The organism is Ferrovibrio sp. GW821-FHT12D07 (assembly GCF_058807275.1).
Window position 1 is genome coordinate 1,626,917 of record NZ_JBXAQN010000001.1, and the last position, 20,153, is coordinate 1,647,069.

The 20,153-nt window shown below is 65.3% G+C and carries 17 protein-coding genes; 16 read left to right on the forward strand and 1 reads right to left on the reverse strand.

Annotated elements, in window-relative coordinates; all coding sequences use genetic code 11:
- Position 1 precedes the first annotated feature (1 nt).
- From rsmH to lpxC, 16 genes are all read left to right on the forward strand, one after another.
- Positions 2-1,012 carry a 16S rRNA (cytosine(1402)-N(4))-methyltransferase RsmH gene (gene rsmH / locus AC1RRE_RS08120; protein ID WP_492981342.1) on the forward strand — a complete coding sequence of 337 codons (1,011 nt, stop codon included), beginning with the start codon at positions 2-4 and terminating at the stop codon, positions 1,010-1,012.
- The gene (gene ftsL, locus AC1RRE_RS08125; protein ID WP_492980614.1) at positions 1,009-1,533 is read left to right on the forward strand and encodes a cell division protein FtsL; all 525 of its coding nucleotides are present in this window, start codon (positions 1,009-1,011) and stop codon (positions 1,531-1,533) included. The genes rsmH and ftsL overlap by 4 nt, the downstream gene beginning before the upstream one ends.
- Before the next feature lies 1 nt (position 1,534).
- Positions 1,535-3,403 (forward strand): peptidoglycan D,D-transpeptidase FtsI family protein, encoded by a 1,869-nt coding sequence (locus AC1RRE_RS08130; protein WP_492980615.1) that lies wholly within the window; start codon positions 1,535-1,537, stop codon positions 3,401-3,403.
- Complete coding sequence (locus AC1RRE_RS08135; RefSeq protein WP_492980616.1) at positions 3,390-4,874, forward strand: UDP-N-acetylmuramoyl-L-alanyl-D-glutamate--2,6-diaminopimelate ligase; 1,485 nt, start codon at positions 3,390-3,392, stop codon at positions 4,872-4,874. The genes AC1RRE_RS08130 and AC1RRE_RS08135 overlap by 14 nt, the downstream gene beginning before the upstream one ends.
- Positions 4,875-4,879: 5 nt before the next feature.
- Positions 4,880-6,310, forward strand: coding sequence for a UDP-N-acetylmuramoylalanyl-D-glutamyl-2,6-diaminopimelate--D-alanyl-D-alanine ligase (locus AC1RRE_RS08140; protein WP_492980617.1), 1,431 nt, complete (start codon positions 4,880-4,882; stop codon positions 6,308-6,310).
- A 15-nt stretch (positions 6,311-6,325) separates the two neighbouring features.
- Positions 6,326-7,414, forward strand: coding sequence for a phospho-N-acetylmuramoyl-pentapeptide-transferase (mraY, locus tag AC1RRE_RS08145; protein WP_492980618.1), 1,089 nt, complete (start codon positions 6,326-6,328; stop codon positions 7,412-7,414).
- 7 nt (positions 7,415-7,421) lie between these two features.
- Positions 7,422-8,810, forward strand: a complete 1,389-nt coding sequence (gene murD, locus AC1RRE_RS08150; RefSeq protein WP_492980619.1) for a UDP-N-acetylmuramoyl-L-alanine--D-glutamate ligase — start codon at positions 7,422-7,424, stop codon at positions 8,808-8,810.
- Positions 8,807-9,931: a putative lipid II flippase FtsW gene (ftsW, locus tag AC1RRE_RS08155; protein ID WP_492980620.1), complete on the forward strand. Its 1,125-nt coding sequence runs from the start codon at positions 8,807-8,809 to the stop codon at positions 9,929-9,931. Before murD ends, ftsW begins: the two co-directional genes overlap by 4 nt.
- Positions 9,928-11,088: an undecaprenyldiphospho-muramoylpentapeptide beta-N-acetylglucosaminyltransferase gene (gene murG, locus AC1RRE_RS08160; protein ID WP_492980621.1), complete on the forward strand. Its 1,161-nt coding sequence runs from the start codon at positions 9,928-9,930 to the stop codon at positions 11,086-11,088. Before ftsW ends, murG begins: the two co-directional genes overlap by 4 nt.
- Complete coding sequence (gene murC / locus AC1RRE_RS08165; protein ID WP_492980622.1) at positions 11,085-12,521, forward strand: UDP-N-acetylmuramate--L-alanine ligase; 1,437 nt, start codon at positions 11,085-11,087, stop codon at positions 12,519-12,521. Before murG ends, murC begins: the two co-directional genes overlap by 4 nt.
- Entirely contained in the window at positions 12,521-13,447 is a 927-nt protein-coding gene (gene murB / locus AC1RRE_RS08170) for a UDP-N-acetylmuramate dehydrogenase (RefSeq protein WP_492980623.1), read from the forward strand. The genes murC and murB overlap by 1 nt, the downstream gene beginning before the upstream one ends.
- On the forward strand, positions 13,444-14,358 hold the full coding sequence (locus tag AC1RRE_RS08175; protein WP_492980624.1) for a D-alanine--D-alanine ligase: 915 nt from the start codon (positions 13,444-13,446) through the stop codon (positions 14,356-14,358). The genes murB and AC1RRE_RS08175 overlap by 4 nt, the downstream gene beginning before the upstream one ends.
- Positions 14,346-15,269, forward strand: coding sequence for a cell division protein FtsQ/DivIB (locus AC1RRE_RS08180; RefSeq protein WP_492980625.1), 924 nt, complete (start codon positions 14,346-14,348; stop codon positions 15,267-15,269). The genes AC1RRE_RS08175 and AC1RRE_RS08180 overlap by 13 nt, the downstream gene beginning before the upstream one ends.
- A 33-nt stretch (positions 15,270-15,302) precedes the next feature.
- The gene (gene ftsA, locus AC1RRE_RS08185) at positions 15,303-16,544 is read left to right on the forward strand and encodes a cell division protein FtsA (RefSeq protein WP_492980627.1); all 1,242 of its coding nucleotides are present in this window, start codon (positions 15,303-15,305) and stop codon (positions 16,542-16,544) included.
- Positions 16,545-16,664: 120 nt separating this feature from the next.
- Positions 16,665-18,479: a cell division protein FtsZ gene (gene ftsZ, locus AC1RRE_RS08190; RefSeq protein WP_492980628.1), complete on the forward strand. Its 1,815-nt coding sequence runs from the start codon at positions 16,665-16,667 to the stop codon at positions 18,477-18,479.
- A gap of 163 nt (positions 18,480-18,642) precedes the next feature.
- Positions 18,643-19,605, forward strand: coding sequence for a UDP-3-O-acyl-N-acetylglucosamine deacetylase (gene lpxC, locus AC1RRE_RS08195; protein WP_492980629.1), 963 nt, complete (start codon positions 18,643-18,645; stop codon positions 19,603-19,605).
- An 82-nt stretch (positions 19,606-19,687) separates the two neighbouring features.
- Here lpxC and AC1RRE_RS08200 read toward each other — a convergent pair whose 3' ends face one another.
- Positions 19,688-20,083 carry a helix-turn-helix domain-containing protein gene (locus AC1RRE_RS08200; protein ID WP_492980630.1) on the reverse strand — a complete coding sequence of 132 codons (396 nt, stop codon included), beginning with the start codon at positions 20,081-20,083 and terminating at the stop codon, positions 19,688-19,690.
- Positions 20,084-20,153 lie beyond the last annotated feature (70 nt).

Consider the following 20,153-nt stretch of genomic DNA (forward strand, 5'->3'; position numbering starts at 1 on the left):
GGTGGGTCGTTTCGGTTCACAGGACGCAAACGGCCATCAAAAAGCCGCAACGCAGGTTCATCTCTCCGTGATGTGTGCGGAAGTGGTTTCGGCGCTCGACCCGCGTGCTGGTGACCTGCTTGTGGATGGTACCTTTGGGGCAGGTGGTTACAGTTCGGCCTTGCTGGCCGCTGCGGAGTGCCAGGTGATCGGCATCGACCGCGATCCCACCGTGCAGAGTCACGTCGACCGCGTCTCTGCCGCCAATCCCGGACGTTTCCGCCTTCTGGCCGGCCGCTTCGGCGACATGGCCGACCTGCTGGCCGACATCGGCATCACTGCGGTCGATGGCGTCGCGCTGGATATCGGCGTGTCCTCCATGCAGATCGACCAGGCCGACCGCGGCTTCTCCTTCCAGCATGACGGCCCGCTCGACATGCGCATGTCGGATCGCGGCGAGACCGCTGCCGACATCGTCAACACCCGCGACGAAGCCGAACTGGCCGACATCATCTTCCTCTATGGCGAGGAGCGCCGCGCCCGCGCGGTTGCCCGCGCCATTGTGGCTGCCCGCACCGAGACGCCGATCACGCGCACCAAGCAGCTGGTCGATATCGTCGCCCGCGTCGTGCGCGCCACCCCGGGCATCAACCCGGCGACCCGCACCTTCCAGGCGTTGCGCATTGTCGTGAATGACGAACTGGGTGAGCTCAAGCGCGGCCTTGCCGCCGCCGAGAAGCTGCTCAAGCCCGAGGGCCGTCTCGCCGTCGTGTCCTTCCATTCGCTGGAAGATCGCGTAGTGAAGCGATTCCTCGACCGTCGCACCGGAAAGACCACCGGCAGCTCGCGCCATTTGCCGCAGGCCGCCGCTGCCGAGCATGCGCCGTCCTTCACGCTGATCCACAAGGGTGCAATGGCGCCGGGCGAGACTGAGACCGCCGCTAATCCGCGTGCCCGCTCGGCCAAGCTGCGGGCGGCGAAGCGCACCGCCGCGCCGGCCTGGCCCGATGACGACATGCAGGAGGCGGCATGAGTCGCGGCCTGTCCCTGATCGCCCTGCTGCTGCTGGCTGCCGTGTCCTTCGGCCTCTACCAGCTTTCCTATGAAGTGCAGCGTCTGGAAGACGAACTGATCGAGATGAACCGTGCGCTGAGCCAGGAGCGCGAGACCATCGGCGTGCTGCAGGCCGAGTGGAGCTATCTCAGCCGTCCGGAATACCTGCAGAGCAAGGCCCAGCGCCTGCTCGAGATGCGGTCGGCCACTGCCAAGGATATCGCCGGCATCGATGCGTTGCCCTGGCGCCAGGATCGCGGCGCGCCGATGACGGCGCCTGCCGCGCCCCAGAAGGCGCCGGTTCTGCCGCCGATGGCTGCGGCTCCGCAGACGCTGCCGGTGCAGCCGACCGCGATGCAGGCCGCCATTCCGTCATCCGCACCGCAGGTGCAGGTTGCCGCCAAGCCGCAGGCCGATGCGCCGGCGGCATTCGATTCCGAAGTCGCGGCCGTGCTCGGCGCGATGCAGCGCGGCGGCAAAGACACGCGGAGGGCCCAGTAAGATGGGACTGTTCCGTCGTCACCCGAAACCTGAAGCCCGTCCGCAGATGCGTCCCGCCCGTGCGCCCTGCACGCCGGCCGACATGCCCGGCAATCCCGCGCTGGTGCGCCTGGATGGTGCGGCCAAGCAGGCGCTGGATGCCAGCCGCGGCCGTCTGGTCATCGGCATCGGTCTTTTCTCGCTGGCCTTCGTCCTGCTGGCGGGCCGCCTGGTCGAACTCACCGTGATCCGTGGCGGCAGTGAGCCGGCACTGGCGCGCGGCAGCAATCCCGAACTGGTCGCCAAGACGGCATTGATGGAGCGTCAGCCCATCGTTGATCGCAACGGCAACATGCTGGCGACCAACCTGAAGATCGCCTCGCTCTATGCTGATCCGCGCAAGGTGCAGAATCCGAAGGAAGTCGCCGTGCGGCTGGCCCAGGTGCTGCCTGAGCTGTCGGCCGGCGAGATGCAGAACAAGCTGGCCTCGGGCAAGAGCTTCGTCTGGCTCAAGCGCGGCCTGACCCCGCGTGAGCAGTATGAGGTCAACCGCCTCGGCCTGCCGGGCCTGTATTTCCATAACGAACAGCGCCGCGTCTATCCGCAGGGCCCGCTGGCCGTGCATGTGCTCGGCTATACCGATATCGACGGCAAGGGCATTTCTGGCATCGAACAGTATTTCGATGAACAGTTAAAGGATCCTTCCCGGACCGGCGATCCGCTGGAACTCAGCATCGACGTGCGCGTGCAGCATGTGGTGCGCGACGAAGTCGCCAAGGTGGTCGAGCAGTTCAACGCCATCGGCGGCGGCGGCATCGTGCTGGATATCCATACCGGCGAAGTAATTGCCATGGTCAGCCTGCCTGATTTCGATCCGGCCGAGCCCGGCACGGCGAGCACGGAGTCGCGGTTCAACCGCATCACGCTCGGTGTCTATGAAATGGGCTCGACCATGAAGACGCTGAACACGGCGATGGCGCTGGATTACGGCACCGTCAAGCTGAGCGGCGGTTATGACGCCAGCCGTCCGATCCAGATTTCGCGCTTCACCATCAAGGACGATCACGCCAAGAACCGCTGGCTGAGCGTGCCGGAAATCTTCATGTACTCGTCCAACATCGGCTCGGCCAAGATGGCTGTCGATGTCGGCCCGGAGCGCCAGCGCGAATTCATGGGCCGCATGGGCATGCTGAACAAGCCGGCCATCGAGCTGCCCGAAGTCGGCGCGCCGCTGATCCCGCGCAACTGGAAGACCGTCGAGACCATGACGGTCTCCTTCGGCCATGGCCTGTCGGTCACCCCGCTGCAGCTTGCCACCGCCACCGCCGGCATCGTCAACGGCGGCGTGCTGCATCCGCCGACCCTGATCAAGCGTCCGCCGGGCCTGCCCGCGCCGGGCCGCCAGGTGATCCGCCGCGATGTCAGCGATGTCATGCGTAAGCTGATGCTGCTGGTGGTGGAAGAGGGCACCGGCCGCAAGGCGGAAGTGAACGGCTATATGGTCGGCGGCAAGACCGGATCTTCCGAAAAGGTCAACGCGCGCGGCGGCTATAACAAGAAAGCGAACTTCAACACCTTCGTTGCCGGCTTCCCGATGCATAATCCGCGCTACATCGTGCAGGTGATGGTTGACGAGCCGAAGGGCAACAAGAGCAGCTACGGTTTCGCCACTGCCGGCTGGACCGCCGCACCGGCTGCCGGCCGCATCATCAACCGCATCGCGCCGATGCTGGGTGTGCCGCCGGTGGACGAGAACGCGCCGGCGATGAAGCAGGCCATGTATGTGCCGATCCCCGGCCAGCCGATGCCGAATTTCAATGCCGCGCCCTCCGCTGTTCCCGCAGCGGCCGTCGCGCCGAAGACGCAGGAGAAGAAACTTGCGTCTCAGTGATCTTTGCGCCGATCTTCCGCTCGACCCGCGCGCTGCGGGCCTGGATGTCGCCGGTCTGACCGCCGACAGCCGCGCCGTGCGTCCGGGCTATCTGTTCGCCGCGCTGAAGGGCACGCAAGCCGATGGCCATCGCTTCATTCCCGATGCGCGCGCCAAGGGCGCCGTCGCCGTGCTGAGCGATCATGTCGATCCGGCTTATGCCGACCAGATTGCGTTTGTCACCGATGCCAATCCGCGCCGTCGCCTGGCCCTGATGGCCGCTGCCTTCTTCGATGCGCAGCCAAAACATATTGCCGCCGTCACCGGCACCAACGGTAAGACGTCGGTGGCGCATTTCACCGCGCAAATCTGGGCGAAGCTTGGTGTGAAGAGCGCCAGTCTGGGCACGCTGGGCCTGCATGGCGCCGGCATCGACGAGAAGGTCGCGCATACCACGCCCGATCCGGTGCGGCTGCACGAGCTGCTGAACATCGCAGGCAAGGCCGGCGTCGATCATCTGGCGCTGGAAGCCTCCAGCCATGGTCTCGACCAGTATCGTCTGGACGGCATCCAGCCGCAGGCCGCCGCCTTCACCAACCTGACCCGCGACCATATGGATTACCATCCGACGGTCGAAGCCTATTTCGCCGCCAAGCTGCGGCTGTTCGATACGCTGCTGCCAGCCGGCGGCACTGCGGTGATCAACATGGATGCGGCGATGGGCGCGCAGGTGGAAGACCTCTGCCGCCACCGCGGCCAGCGCCTGATCCGTTATGGTCTGCTCGGCACCGAACTGAAGCTGCTCTCCGCCGTGCCGCATGCCGGCGGCCTGGATGTGGAAGTCGAAGCCTTCGGCGTGCGCCGTCTGGTCGATCTGCCGCTGGTCGGCAGTTTCCAGGCCGGCAATGTCCTGGCGGCGCTCGGCCTGGTGCTCGGCTGCGGCGGCCATATCGCCGAAGCCTGGGAAACACTGAGCACTCTCGATGGCGTGCCGGGCCGCATGCAGAAGGCGGCGCAGCGCAAGAATGGCGCCAGCGTCTTTGTCGATTATGCCCATACTCCGGATGCACTTGAAACCGTGCTGAAGGCCGCGCGTCCGCATACCACGCAGCGTCTGGTCGTGGTGTTCGGCTGCGGCGGCGACCGCGATCGCGGCAAGCGTCCGCTGATGGGCACGGTCGCGACCAAGCTGGCCGACAAGGTTTATGTCACCGACGACAATCCGCGCAGCGAGGAGGCGGCATCCATTCGCGCCGCCATCACGGCTGCTGCACCGAACGCGACTGAAATTGGCGACCGCCGCGATGCGATCTTCACCGCCGTGAAGGATCTGCAGCCGGGCGATCTGCTGCTGCTGGCCGGCAAGGGCCACGAGCAGGGACAGATCGTCGGCACGGAGGTCCGCCCATTCGACGACTTGCTTGTTGCCCGCGAAGCTGTGTCTGCAATCGATGCAGATACTGGTTCGGGCAGCGCACCATACGGAGGTTAAGGTTAATGGAAGCTTTCGCGCTCTGGACCTCCGCCGAAGCCGCTTCTGCCACACAAGGCAACAGCGACGGCTTTTGGACGGCCACCGGTGTTTCGATCGACAGCCGCACGGTTGCCTTCGGCGATCTCTTCATCGCTATTCGTGGTCCGAATTTCGACGGCCATGTCTTCGTGGCCGATGCGCTCGCCAAGGGCGCGGCTGCCGCGATGGTCGACAAGGGACCTGAAACGCTGCTGCCCGGCGCCAATCTGCTGAAGGTGAAGGACACGCTGCAGGGCTTGAATGAACTGGCCTCGGCTGCGCGTCAGCGCAGCGGCGCCAAGGTCATCGCTATCACCGGCAGTGTCGGCAAGACTTCGACCAAGGAAATGCTGCGCCATGTGCTGGCCGAGCAGGGCGCGACCCATGCCACCATCGGCAATCTGAACAACCACTGGGGTGCGCCGCTCACCCTGGCCCGCATGCCGATCGACAGCCGCTTTGCCGTCATCGAGCTGGGCATGAATCATGCCGGCGAGATCGCGCCGCTGTCGAAGCTGACCCGGCCGCATATCGCCATCGTCACGGCGGTGGAAGCCGTGCATCTGGAGAATTTCGACAGCATCGATGGTATCGCCGATGCCAAGGCAGAAATCTTCACCGGTCTCGAGCCGGGTGGCATCGCCATCATCAACCGCGACAATGCGCAGTTCGAGCGCGTCGCAGCTGCCGCCCGTGCGGCCGGCGCGTCGGAAGTCATTGGCTTCGGCGAGCATCCGGAAGCTCAGGCGCGTCTGGTGAAATACGCGCCGCACAGCGCCTGCTCCTGCGTCGCCGCCGATATCCTCGGCCATCCGATGACCTTCAAGATCGGCGCACCGGGCCGCCATTGGGTGCTGAACGCGCTCGGTGTGCTGGCTGCTGCCCATCTGGCTGGTGCCGATCTGGCCGAGGCCGGCATGGCACTGGCCGGCGTCACCGCGCCGAAGGGCCGTGGCGAGCGTCATACGCTCGACTGGCGCGACGGCGGCAGCATCGAGCTGATCGACGACAGTTACAACGCCAGCCCGCCCAGTATGCGCGCCGCCTATGCCGTGCTGGCGATGGCCAAGCCGAGCAATACGCGCGGTCGCCGCATTGCCGTTGTCGGCGACATGCTGGAACTCGGTCCCGATGCCGAAGCGGCCCATGCTGCACTCGCCGAGGACCTGGTGCGTGAGAAGATCGATCTCGTCTTCGCGTCCGGCCCGCTGATGCGCGCGCTGTATGATGGCCTGCCGGCGCAGATGCGCGGCCATCATGCCGCCAATTCGGTCGAGCTGATCCAGCCGCTGCGCCGTGCGATCCGTAGTGGCGACGTGCTGCTGGTCAAGGGCTCGCTCGGCAGCCGCATGGGCAAGATTGTGGAAGACCTGCTGAACCCGGCGCCGCAGCCGCGCGCCGCCAACGGATGGTAAGGAAAGCTTAGACGTATGCTGTATCATTTGCTGTATCCGCTGGCGGACGATTTCAACGTCCTCAATCTTTTCCGGTACATCACCTTCCGGACCGGCGGCGCGATCCTTACCGCCATGGTGCTGTCGTTTGTGATCGGCGAACCGCTGATCAACTGGCTGCGCGCCAAGCAGGGCAAGGGGCAGCCAATCCGCGAGGACGGCCCTGAAGGTCATCTGATCAGCAAGCGTGGCACGCCCACCATGGGTGGCTTCCTGATTCTGCTTGGCCTTGGTGTCGGCACGCTGCTCTGGGCCGATCTGACCAACCGCTATGTCTGGGTGGTGCTGCTGGTCACCTTCGGCTTCGGCATGATCGGCTTCTATGACGACTATCTGAAAGTCAGCAAGCAGAACCCCAAAGGCGTGCCGGGGAAGATGAAGCTGGTGCTGCAGGTGATCATCGCCGGCGGTGCCGCCGTCTGGATCAACCAGATCGCCGCCGCGCCGCTCAACACCAGCATGGCCGTGCCCTTCCTCAAGGACGTGCTGCTCAATCTCGGCTGGTTCATGATTCCCTTTGCCGCTTTCGTCATGATCGGTGCGTCGAATGCCGTCAACCTGACCGATGGCCTGGATGGCCTCGCCATCGTGCCGGTGATGATCGCCGCCGCCAGCTTCGGTCTGATCTGCTACCTGGTCGGCAATACGGTCTTCGCCAACTACCTGCAGATCCACAATGTCGCCGGTGCGGGCGAGCTTGCCGTCTTCTGCGGTGCGTTGGTCGGCGCCGGTATCGGCTTCCTCTGGTTCAACGCACCGCCGGCCATGGTCTTCATGGGCGATACCGGCTCGCTCAGCCTGGGCGGCGCGCTTGGCACCGTCAGCGTGATCGTCAAGCACGAGCTGGTTCTGGCCATCATCGGTGGCCTGTTTGTGCTCGAAACCGTCTCGGTCATGGTGCAGGTGGCCAGCTACAAGCTGACCGGCAAGCGCGTCTTCCGCATGGCGCCGCTACATCACCATTACGAAAAGAAGGGCTGGAAAGAGCCGACCATCGTGATCCGTTTCTGGATCGTTGCGGTGATCCTGGCGCTCGCCGGCCTCTCCACCCTGAAGCTGCGGTGATCGACGCATGATCGCACTCACGCATACGGCAAAGCAGACCTGGGCAGTGTTCGGCCTCGCGCGCAGCGGGCTGGCCACGGCGCGGGCGCTGATTGCCGGCGGTGCGGAAGTTCGTCTGTGGGACGACAACGAAGCCTCGCGCGCCGCCGCGGCCGCTGCCGGCTTCCAGCCGATGCAGCTGCATGAAGGTGCGCTGGTCGGGTGCGCCGGCCTGGCGCTGGCACCCGGCGTGCCGCTCACCCATCCGGTGCCCAATCAGGTGGTGGCCTCGGCGCAGCGCGTCGGCCTGCCCATCATCGGCGATATCGAACTGCTGCTGCGTGAACTCAAGCCGGTTGTGTATGGCGTCACCGGCACCAACGGCAAGTCCACCACCACGGCTCTGCTGGCGCATATCCTGAAGACCGCCGGCCGCAGCATGGCGATGGGCGGCAATATCGGCATGCCGGTACTCGACCTGCCGCCCTTTGAGAGCGCGACGGACGGCGTCTATGTGCTGGAGATGTCGTCCTTCCAGATTGACCTGACGCCGGGCTGGAAGGCGCAGATCGCCATCCTGCTCAACATCACGCCGGATCATCTCGATCGTCATGGCAGCATGGATAATTATGCCGCCATCAAGGCGCGGATTTTCGCGGGGCAGGGTGCTGGCGACACCGCCGTGATCGGCGTCGATGATGATCATTGCCGCACCATCCATGCCGTCCTGAAAGCCGAGAATAACGGCCGCAGGATCGTGCCGGTGTCGATCCTGCGCGTGCTGGACGATGGCGTCAGCGCCGTGAACGGCAAGCTCTACGACAACGGCAAAGAAGTGTTTGCCCTCGATTTCGTCAACCTGCCGGGCGGCCATAACGGCCAGAATATCGCCTGCGCCTATGCCGCTGCTCGCGCTGCCGGTCTGGATGCGGCCGCGATCCGTGCCGGCATCGCCAGCTTCCCGGGCCTGAAGCATCGCCTGCAGCGCGTCGGCAGCGTCGACGGTATCGCCTGCATCAATGATTCCAAGGCGACGAATGCGGATTCCACCGCCAAGGCGCTGGCCTCCTTCGAGACGATCTACTGGATCGCCGGCGGCAAGGCGAAAGAGGGCGGCATTGCCGGCCTGAAGGAATTCTTCCCGCGCATCCGCCGCGCCAGCCTGATCGGCGAGGCGGCGCAGGATTTCGCGGCGACGCTGGGCGGCGCGGTGCCGCATGTTGTTGCCGGCACGCTGGACAAGGCGCTCGACGATGCGCTGGCCGCTGCCCGCAAGGACAAGGCGAAGGATGCCGTGGTGCTGCTGTCGCCGGCCTGCGCGTCTTATGACCAGTTCAAGAGCTTCGAGCATCGCGGCGATGAGTTCATCCGCCTGGTGCATGCGCGCAGCGGCTTCGAGCAAGGAGCTGCAGCATGATTACGTTTTCACGCACCGATACCTCCGTGCTGGGCCGCTGGTGGTGGACCGTTGACCGCTGGCTGCTGGTCGCCATCGCCGTGCTGATCGCAGTCGGCACCGTGCTGACGCTGGCTGCCTCGCCGGCGGTGGCCAATCGCATCGGCTTGGGCAGCTTCCACTTCGTGCAGCGTCAGATCGTCTTCCTGATGCCGGCCCTGCTGATCATGGTGGGCACCTCGCTGCTTGATCCCATCGGCATCCGCCGCGTCGCCATGGTGGTCTTCCTCGGCGCGCTGGTCGGCATGTGCCTGACCTTCGTCATGGGCGTCGAGGTCAAGGGCGCGCATCGCTGGATCAATTTCGGTGGCCTGTCGATCCAGCCCTCGGAATTCGTCAAGCCGGCCTTCGCCGTGGTGGCCGCCTGGCTGTTCGCCGAATGGCGCAAGGGCACGGGCTTCCCCGGCTGGGCGATCTCGACCGCGCTCTGCGGCATCACCGTCGGCATCCTGCTGCTGCAGCCCGATCTGGGCATGGCGGTGGTCGTCTGTGCCGTGTGGATGGCGCAGTTCTTCATCGCCGGGCTGCCGATCGTCCTCGTCCTTGCACTGGGTGCCATGGGCCTGGCTGGCATCTTCGGCGCTTACCTGATCTTCCCCCATGTGGCGAGCCGCATCGATCGTTTCCTCGATCCCGCCAGCAAGGAGAACTACCAGATCGAACGTGCCATGGAGGCTTTCTCCACCGGAGGCATCTGGGGTCGTGGCCCGGGTGAGGGCGCGGTGAAGAGCGTGCTGCCCGATGCCCATACCGATTTCATCTTCGCCGTTGCCGGCGAGGAATTCGGCCTGTTCGCCTGCCTGTTCATCGTCGGCGTCTTCGCCTTCATCGTGCTGCGCTGCTTCTCGCGCCTGATGACCGAGAACAACCTGTTCGTGCTGCTCGCCGCCGCAGGTCTCACGACTCAGTTTGGTCTGCAGGCCGTGATCAATATCGGCGTGAACCTGCATCTGCTGCCGACCAAGGGCATGACCTTGCCTTTCATCTCCTATGGCGGCTCGTCGCTGCTGGCGCTCGCTTTTGCCATGGGCATGCTGCTGGCGCTGACCCGCTGGCGTCCCGACAACGGGGTGACGCGATGAAGACAGTCGCGGAAAATCCAATCCTGCTCGCTGCCGGCGGCACCGGTGGCCATGTCTTCCCGGCCGAGGCGCTGGCGGCTGAACTGCTGCGTCGCGGCCATCGCGTCGGTCTAGTGACCGATACGCGCGGCACCGGCTTTGGCCAGAACCTGCCCGAGTTGCCGCTGTATCGTATTCCCGCCGGCACGCCGAGCGGTCGTTCGCTGCCGGGCAAGCTGCTCAGCATCGTCGAGATCGGTCGCGGCGTGTTTGCGGCGCTGTCGCTGCTCAACCTCACACGTCCTGCCGCCGTGGTCGGCTTCGGCGGCTATCCGGCACTGCCGCTGCTGCTGGCCGCTCGCATCAGGAAGATTCCCATTCTGATCCACGAGCAGAATGCCGTGCTCGGCCGGGTCAACCGGCTGGTCGCACGCTTTGCGGCTCGCATCGCCACGTCTTTCCCGGCCACGCATTTCCTGCCCGCCGATACCACCGTCACCGTGACCGGCAATCCGGTGCGTCCGGCGATCCTGGCCGCCGCCGATGTGCCCTATCATGCGCCGGAACAGAATCTCCGCGTGCTGGTGATGGGTGGCAGCCAGGGCGCGCGCGTGCTGTCTGATGTGGTGCCGGCCGCGCTCGGCGCTTTGCCGGCCGATCTGCGCCGTCGCCTGAAGCTGCAGCAGCAGTGCCGCCCGGAAGATCTGGCTCGCGTGCGCGCCGCCTATGACGGCGCCGGCATCACGGCTGAGACCGCGACCTTCTTCACCGATGTCGACAAGCGCCTCGCCACCACGCATCTGGTGGTCAGCCGCTCTGGAGCCGGCAGCACGGCCGAGATTGCCGTGATCGGTCGCCCGGCGCTGCTGGTGCCCTATGCCCATGCGATGGACGATCATCAGACTGCCAATGCCGAGGCGCTGGCCCATGCCGGCGGCGCACTGGTCATCGCCCAGGACAAGTTCACTGTCGAGCGCGCCACCGCTGCCTTCGCCGATCTGCTCAATGATGCAGCAGGGCTCGCCGAAATGGCAGCAGCGGCGCGCAGCGTCGGCCGCCCGCTGGCCGCACAGGCGCTGGCCGATCTGGTCGAGCGCACCGCTACCGAACAGCGCCAGCAGCCCGTGAAGGCTGATAGCGCCAGTAAAGATCACAGCATGAAAAGGACCGCGGCATGAGATCGCTGCCGCTCGATATCGGGATTATCCATTTTGTCGGCATTGGCGGCATTGGCATGTCGGGCATTGCCGAGGTCATGCACAATCTGGGTTACCAGGTGCAGGGTTCCGATCTCTCGGCCAACTATAATGTAAAGCGGTTGCGTGACCTCGGGATCACCGTGTTCGAGGGTCATCGCGAGGAGAATGTCACTGATGCCGAAGTGCTGGTGATCTCCTCGGCCGTGAAGCCCGACAATCCGGAGGTGAAGTCGGCCCGTGCACGCTTGATCCCGGTGGTGCGTCGCGCCGAAATGCTGGGCGAGCTGATGCGCCTGAAATGGGCCATCGCCATTGCCGGCACCCATGGCAAGACCACGACCACCTCGCTGGTCGCTGCCCTGCTGGAAGCCGCGGCCATGGACCCGACCGTGATCAACGGCGGCATCATCAATGCCTATGGCACCAATGCGCGTCTGGGTGCCGGTGAATGGATGGTGGTGGAAGCCGACGAGAGCGACGGCACCTTCCTCAAGCTGCCCGCCACCATTGCCGTGGTCACCAATATCGACCCTGAGCACCTCGACCATTACGGCACCTTCGACAAGGTGCGCGACGGCTTCAAGCAGTTCGTCGAGAGCATTCCCTTCTACGGCTTCGCCACGCTGTGCATCGATCATCCGGAAGTGCAGGCGATGATTGGCCGCATCACCGACCGCCGTGTCGTTACCTACGGCTTCTCACCGCAGGCTGATGTCCGCGCCGTGAACGTGCGCTTCGATGCGCGCGGCGCCATCTTTGATGTGCAGAGCACCGATCGCGCCCGCACCGGCGAGACCACGACGATTGCCGATATCCGCTTGCCGATGTTTGGTCGCCATAACGTGCAGAACTCTCTCGTAGTGGCGGCGATCGCCCGCGAGATGGGCTTCGACGGCGAGGTCGTGAAAAAGGCGCTGGGCAGCTTCGGTGGCGTGAAGCGCCGCTTCACCATCACCGGCGAGGCCGGCGGCATCACGGTGGTCGACGATTACGGTCATCATCCGGTGGAAATCTCTGCCGTATTGTCGGCGGCGCGTCTGGCCGTGGGTGAGCGCCCCGAAGCCAAGGTGGTCGCCGTGGTGCAGCCGCATCGCTACACCCGGCTGCGCGACCTGTTCGAGGATTTCTGCAGCTGCTTCAACGACGCCGATACGGTGATCGTGGCCGATGTCTATGCCGCCGGCGAAGCACCCATCGATGGCGTCAGCCGCGATGCCCTAGTCGAGGGCCTGCGCAATCGCGGCCATCGCCGTGTGCTGGCGCTGTCGTCGCCTGAGCAGCTCGCGACGCTTGCCGCACAGGAGGCCAGCGCCGGTGACCTCGTCGTTTGCCTCGGTGCCGGCAGTATCACGACCTGGGCCAATGCGCTGCCCGGCGAATTGCAGGCCCTCTACGACAAGGGGGCCGCATGATGGCTGCGGCGCAAATCCGCCACGACGATCTGATCGCACGGCTTCCCGCCGTGCGCGGTCGGCTGGCTGCAGCTGCGCCGCTGGCCGATATCACGTGGTTCCGCGTCGGCGGTCCGGCCGAGGTGATGTTCCGCCCGGCCGATCGTGATGATCTGATCGCTTTCCTGAAGGACAAGCCGGCAGATGCGGCTGTCACTGTGCTGGGCGTCGGCTCCAACACGCTGGTGCGCGATGGCGGCGTTGATGGCGTGGTGGTGCGTCTGGGCCGTGGCTTTGTCGAGATTGAGGCTGACGGTGACGAGATCATCGTTGGCGCCGGCGCGCTGGATGTGAATGTAGCGCAGACCGCACAGATGGCTGGTATCACCGGTGTGGAATTCCTGCGCGGCATTCCGGGCACGGTCGGCGGCGGCCTGCGCATGAATGCCGGCGCTTACGGCACTGAATTCAAGGATGTGCTGATCTGGGCCGAAGCTGTCGACATGCAGGGCAATCTGCATCGTCTGTCGCCGGCCGAGATGAAATTCGGCTACCGCCATTGCGGCGTGCCGGCCGACTGGATATTCCTCGGCGCGCGGCTCAAGGGCCGCATTGGCGACAAGGCCGAAATTCGGGCGCGCATGGACGAAATCCAGGCTGCCCGCGAAGGCAGCCAGCCGATCCGCTCGCGCACGGGCGGTTCTACGTTTGCCAACCCTGAAGGCCACAAGGCATGGCAGCTCGTCGATGCCGCCGGTTGCCGCGGGCTTGTTGTCGGTGATGCGCAGGTCTCGGAACAGCATTGCAACTTCCTGATCAATCGCGGCAACGCCACGGCGGCCGATCTGGAGACGCTGGGTGAGACCGTGCGGGAAAAAGTGAAGGCGCAGAGCGGCATTGATCTGCGTTGGGAAATCAAGCGCATTGGTAAGGAGTCCCGCGCATGAAAAATCATGTAGCGGTATTGATGGGCGGCTGGTCGTCGGAACGCGAAGTCTCGCTGACGTCCGGTCGTGCCGTGGCCAAGGCGCTGACGGAAGAGGGCTTCAAGGTCAGCGAGATCGATGTCGGTCGCGATCTTGGCGCCAAGCTGGCCGCGCTGAAGCCCGATGTGGCCTTCAATGCGCTGCACGGCCCTTATGGCGAGGATGGCACTGTGCAGGGGCTGCTCGAGGTGCTGGGCATTCCCTATACCCATTCCGGCGTGCTGGCCTCGGCGCTGGCGATGAACAAACCGATGGCCAAGGACGTCTGGCGTAATCACGGCCTGCCGATGGCCGATGGCCGTGTCGTGCACCGCAGCGATTTCCGCGCCGGTCCGGTGATGCCGTTCCCCTATGTGATCAAGCCGCTGAACGAGGGATCATCCGTTGGCGTGCATATCGTCTTCAACGGCGACAACTACCAGCCGCAGGACGACAGCACCTGGCATTTCGGCGAGCATGTGCTGGTCGAGCAGTATATCCCTGGCCGCGAAATCCAGATCGCGGTGATGGGCGATCGCGTGCTGGGCGCCATCGAGATCAAGGCGCATGGCCGCTTCTACGATTACGAAGCCAAGTATACCGACGGCAAGGCGACGCATCTGATGCCGGCGCCGCTGCCCAAGGACACCTACGACCATATCTGCGCGCTGGCGCTGAAGGCGCACCAGACGCTGGGCTGCCGCGGCGTGACACGCTCGGACTGGCGCTACGACGACACGCAGGGCGGCACGGGCAAGTTCTACCTGCTGGAAATCAATACCCAGCCGGGCATGACGCCGCTGTCGCTGGTGCCCGAGATCGCCGCCCATCAGGGCATTTCGTTCGGCCAGCTGGTGCGCTGGATGGTGGAGGACGCCTCATGCGATCGCTAGTCGTGCTGCCTGAAGACCGTCCCTGCGCCCCTTGTGCACCGATGCTGCCGCCGGTGCGCCCGAAGGGCTATTGCCGTCCGCTGCCGCCGGCGCGCCGCAAGCCCAAGTCGGTGCTGTGGCGCCGCGTCAAGCAGACGCTTGCCGTGCTGCTGGTGTCGGGCACCATCGGTGGAGGCGCCTATGTATGGTTCCGCACCAATCTGCCGGTGCAGGCGCGTCTTGCCGCGCAGGACATCATCGGCGAGGCCGGTGCCACCGTCGACATGCGCCTGGGCGAAGTGAACCTGCAGGGCCGCATGCACACGCCGATCGAGACGCTGGCCGAAGCCGTCGGCGTCGAGCGCGGCGAGCCGATCCTCAGTCTTGATCTGGATGCCGTGCGCCGTCGCGTCGAGGCCATCGGCTGGGTGCGGCAGGCGACCGTGTGGCGCCAGCTCCCCGACACGCTGCATATCGAGATCGTCGAGCGCGAAGCCTTTGCGCGCTGGCAGATCGATGGCCGCGTCTACCTGATCGACACCGACGGTAAGGTGCTGGAAGAGGGCGACCGCGCCGAATTCCATCATCTCTTCCTGCTGGTTGGCGCCGGCGCGTCAGACAAGGCGCATGACCTGCTGGAGATGCTGCAGAGCGAACCGGTTCTGGCCAGCCGCGTGGTCAACGCGATCCGCGTGCGTGGCCGCCGTTGGGACATCGAATTCGACAATGGCGTCGTCGCCCGCCTGCCGGAAGACGCGCCGGCCCAGGCCTGGGCCCGACTGATAGACTTGGAGCGCAGCCATGGCCTGCTGCGCCGCGACATCAAGGTGGTCGACCTGCGACTGGACGACCGCCTGATTGTGCAGCTCAACCCTGAAGCGGAAGCGCCGGCACCGGTGAATACGCCGAAGAAAGCCGGGAAGCGCACATGACACACCGCATTACTTGCGAGGGGAAGTAGGACCATGGCTGTATCGCGCAACGGATTGATTGCCGCCCTGGACGTCGGATCGTCTAAGGTCTGCTGCTTCATCGCCAGGGCCGATGGCGGCACGCTGCGGGTGATCGGCATCGGTCACCAGCTGTCGCGCGGCCTGCGCAACGGCAATGTCATCGACATGGACTCCGCCGAACAGTCGATCCGGGCCGCGGTGGAAACCGCCGAACGGATGTGCGGCGAAACCATCCGCGACGTCTTCGTCAGCGTGAATGCCGGCAACCCGCAGTCGCACAGCGTCGGCGTCGAAGTCGCCATCGATGGCCATGAGGTCACCGACCACGATGTCGGCCTGGTGCTCGATCAGGGCCGCCGCCACGAGCATGCCGGCGACCGCGAAATCGTCCATTCGATCCCGGTCGGCTACACCATCGATGGCTCGCGCGGCATCAAGGACCCGCGCGGCATGGCCTGCGAACGCCTTGGCGTGAACATGCATGTGATCACCGCCGGCTCCGGTCCGCTGCGCAACCTGGCCACCTGCGTCGCGCGCGGCCACCTGCGCATTGCCGGGCGGATCGTCTCGCCCTTCGCCGCCGGCCTGGCCTGCCTGGTCGAGGACGAGATGGACCTGGGCGTCACGCTGCTGGATATGGGCGGCGGCACCACCAGCCTGGCGGTCTTCTATGACGGCCAGCTGGTCCATGTGGATGTCGTGCCGCTGGGCGGGCATCACGTGACCAATGACATCGCCCGGGGGCTTTCCACCCCGCTCGCCCATGCCGAACGGCTGAAGACCCTTTACGGCACGGTCCTGCCGAGCCCGTCCGACGACACCGAGACCATCGACGTGCCGCAGGTGGGCGAGACCGACGACCATGCCCATAACCAGGTACCGCGCTCGATCCTGACCGGGATCATCAAGCCCCGGCTGGAAGAGACCCTGGAACAGGTGCGCGAGCGCCTCGTCCAGTCCGGATTCGAGAAGCTAGCCGGCCGCCGCGTGGTCCTCACCGGTGGCGCCAGCCAGCTCCAGGGCGTGCGCGAGCTCGCCGCCCGCACCCTCGACAAACAGGTTCGCCTCGGTCGCCCGATCCGGGTCGGCGGTCTGGCAGAAGCAACAGGTGGTCCGGCCTTCTCGGCCTGTGCCGGACTCCTTTCGTACGCACAGCAACAGGCCGCCGAACGAGTCATTCGACTGCCTGAACCTGAACCTGCACCCAGTGGAGCGGTGTCACGAATCGGCCGCTGGTTGCGCACAAACTTCTGAGTACTGAATCGCGTGGCCAAGATGATGATCAAAACACTCAGCATCCACGCGGTTTTTACGATGTCACTTGCATCGCGCGGTGACATTGGTAATTGCAACAGTTAAACCCTGGAGGAGAACATGGGTATCAACCTCACCATGCCGACCACGCGGGAGCTTAAGCCCCGTATCGTCGTCTTCGGCGTCGGCGGTGCCGGCGGCAATGCAGTCAACAACATGATCGCGGCCCAGCTTGAGGGCGTCGAGTTCGTGGCTGCCAATACCGACGCGCAGGCGATCAACATGTCGCTCACCGATCGGCGCATCCAGCTCGGCACGGCGCTGACCCAGGGTCTGGGCTGCGGCGCCAAGCCGGAAGTCGGCCGCGGGGCCGCCGAGGAATCGATCGACCAGATCCTGGAGCATCTCCAGGGCAGCCACATGGCCTTTGTGGCCGCCGGCATGGGCGGCGGCACGGGCACCGGGGCTGCCCCGGTGATCGCCCGGGCTGCCAAGGAAATGGGCATCCTGACGGTCGGCGTCGTCACCAAGCCGTTCTCGTTTGAAGGCAGCCAGCGCATGAAGCTGGCCGATGCCGGCATCCGCGAGCTGCAGCAGTATGTCGACACCCTGATCATCATCCCGAACCAGAACCTGTTCCGGGTGGCGAACGAGAAGACCACCTTCGCCGACGCCTTCAAGATGGCCGACAACGTCCTGCAGTCGGGCGTGCGCGGCATCACCGACCTGATGGTGATGCCCGGCCTGATCAATCTCGACTTCGCCGACGTCCGTTCGGTGATGAGCGAGATGGGCAAGGCCATGATGGGTACTGGTGAGGCCGAGGGCGAGCATCGCGCCATCGAGGCCGCCGAGCGCGCCATCGCCAATCCGCTGCTGGACGATATCTCGATGAAGGGCGCCCGTGGCGTGCTCATCAATATCACCGGTGGTCCGGACCTGACCCTGTTCGAGGTCGATGAAGCCGCCAACCGCATCCGCGAGGAAGTGGACCCGGAGGCCAACATCATTGTCGGTTCGACGCTGGACGCCAACATGGAAGGCCGCATGCGGGTCTCCGTGGTCGCCACCGGCATCGATGCCGCCGCGCAGATTGCCGGCCAGCCGCAGGCTTCGCCGTCGCTGCGTCTGGTGACCCCGCCGCAGGCCAAGCCGATCGCCTTCGGCGCGGCTCCGCGCCCGGCGATGCCCGCCATGACCCAGCCGGTCATGCCGCAGCCCGCCGTTACGACGCAGGCCGCTGTCATGCAGGCTGCGCCCGCCGTTCAGGCGCCGCAGCCGATGAGCGTCGGCGCCACCGCGCTGGCGCTGCCGGAACTCGAACATGTGCCGGATGTGTATCCGTCGGCTCTGCCGGAAGTGCATTTCGATCTGCCGCCGCCGGCTGAACTGCCGGCTTCGGTGATCGCGCCGCTGGCTCAGCCGGTTGCCGATGCCGCCGCCGCCGTTGCGGCGACCCCGGCGATCGAAGCCCGTCCGTTCGCGGCGCATGTCGCCGAGGCGCAGCAGTCCTTCGTGCCGCCGGCCGCCCAGGCGATGCCCCAGATGACGGGGCGTTCGATGGAAATGCCGCGTCAGCCCGATCCCTTCGCCGAAGCCGACATGATCAACAAGCCGGCCGAACCGAAGAAGAAGGCCAGCCTGTTCGATCGCATCACCGGCGCGGCCCGCCGCGGCGGTGATGTGGAAGCCCAGCCGGTCATGCGTCAGGCCGAGCCGCAGTTCAGCCGTCCGGTCGCCCCGGCTCCGGCTGCGCCCGTGGCCCAGCCGGTCATGCAGGAACAGGCCCCGGTCGCCCAGGTCTCGGTTCAGACCCCGGCCGCCCCGCGTCAGGCCGATCTCGGTCTGGTTTCGGCGGCCGAACGTCCGGCGCCGAGCCGCCCGCAGGACGATCTGCTGGACATCCCGGCCTTCCTGCGCCGTCAGGCCAATTAACCATGAATCACGCTGACGGATTAATGACTTAGTAAGGTCCGCCAGCGTTACATCTGGTTACATAGAGTGATTTGTTGTTCCCGGGGGTGGTTGCTACAACCATCCCCGGTTTCGTTTGTGCGCGGGTCTGTCCGATTCGCGATCCGGTTCAAGGAGTTCCAGTGTGCTGAACACCGGCAAGATCGCCCAGAAGACCTTGAAGAATCGCATCAAGTGCTCCGGCATCGGCCTGCACAGCGGTTCCAAAGTTCATATGGTGCTGAATCCGGCCGCGCCCGACACGGGCGTGGTGTTCCGTCGCGTCGATCTCCCGGGCCGTCCGCTGGTCAGCGCCCGCTTCGACCAGGTCACCGATCTGCGCATGTGCACGACCGTGGCCGCCGGCGAAGGCGTGTCGATCGGCACGGTGGAGCATCTGATGGCCGCGCTGGCCGGTCTGGGCGTCGACAACGTCCTCATTGATATCGACGGTCCGGAAGTGCCGGTGATGGACGGTTCGTCCGCGCCCTTCGTCTTCCTGATCGAATGCGCCGATGTGATCGAGCAGGTCGCGCCGCGCAAGTACCTCAAGGTTCTGAAGGCCGTGGAAGTGCGCGATGGCGCCGCCAGCGCCGCGCTGATGCCGTCTGAAGGCTTCAGCATCGATTTCGAGATCGAGTTCGCCAACCAGATGATCGGCCGCCAGAGCGCCGAGTTCCAGCTGGAGCCGGGTCGTTTCAAGGCTGATATCGCCCGCGCCCGCACCTTCGGTTTCGTGCAGGAAGTCGAGCAGCTGCGCGCCATGGGCCTGGCCCGCGGTGGTTCGCTGGAGAATGCCGTGGTGCTGGGGCATGACCGCATCCTCAACGACGATGGCCTGCGCTACGACGACGAATTCGTCCGCCACAAGATTCTCGACGCCCTGGGCGACCTGTATCTGGCCGGTGCGCCGATCATCGGCCGCTACGAAGGCCGCCGTTCGGGCCATGCGCTGAACAACAAGCTGCTCAAGACCCTGTTCGCCGACCAGAGCGCCTATGTCTGGACGACGCATACCAAGGGCCGCGAGACCGCCCGCCTTATTCCGGCCGCCGAGATGGGCGGTGCGCGTCAGCGCCCGGCCGTTGCCGCCGAGGCTTCGCTCTAAGCGACAGACCGCAGACAAACAAAAAGCCCCGCAGCTTTCACTGCGGGGCTTTTTTATGCCGTGTCGGTGGAGACGGGGCGGCTCAGTCGGCCGTGCCCATTTCCTCGTCCTTGTAGCGGCTGGCGATGCTCTTGATCAGGCCGGCCACCGCGGAGCGGATGGTGGTGTCTTCGATATCGCTGAAATTGCGCACCAGTTCGATGGTCGAGCGGTTCTTGCCGCCATGCTCCATCGGCTTGCTTTCCAGGCGGGCTTCCAGGCCCTCGAAGAAGAAGGCCATGTCGACCTGCAGGCGCTGGGCCACTTCGAAGAGGCGGCCGGCGCTGACGCGGTTGGCGCCCGTCTCGTACTTCTGGACCTGCTGGTAGGAAATCTTCAGCGAATTGGCGAGCTCTTCCTGGGTCAGGCCGAGTTCGGTACGGCGCGCCCGGATGCGTTCACCCACATACTCGTCGACGCGCGTTGCGATCTTACCCATCGATGTCACCTCATGGCGTGGTCCACGGACTGGACCATGAAACTGTTCAACCCACACGGGTCAGTAGCAG